Source organism: Polaromonas sp. P1_G2, from assembly GCF_056405515.1.
In genome coordinates this window covers 1-353 of sequence record NZ_JBFUBY010001818.1, presented here as the reverse complement: position 1 = coordinate 353, position 353 = coordinate 1, and the positions used below count along the sequence as shown (strand labels likewise).

The window sequence follows — 353 nt, the reverse complement described above, 5'->3', positions numbered from 1 at the left end:
CAGCTACTTCCCGCTTTGTGCGCATAGTCCCGAATATGTCGCGTTGCTTGCAGCCCGTATCTCCGGCGCCCAAGCGGCTTTCATCGATCTGCCGATGGAGATGCTTGCCCTCCAGGACGACAGCGAGGCACGGGTGCTGCTGAATGACGAGCTGCGCTTCGACAGCAGTGATTACGTTCGCGCGTTATGTGTGACGCTGGGCTGCCGGGACGGCAACGAAGTCTGGGACCATCTGTTCGAAACGCGGCTTCATCAGCATGATTGGCGTAGGTTCTTCGGCGATGTTTCGATCTATTGCGAGCATATCCGCGCATCCACCGATCCTGGCTCAATGGAGCGGGACGGTACGTTGG

The 353-nt window shown here is 58.6% G+C and carries 1 protein-coding gene; it reads left to right on the top strand.

Annotation, left to right across the window (positions count from 1 at the left end; all coding sequences use genetic code 11):
* Positions 1-353, top strand: a 353-nt coding sequence (locus tag AC1D0P_RS32735) for a DUF5682 family protein (RefSeq protein WP_477680524.1), incomplete at both ends; no start/stop codon positions are given.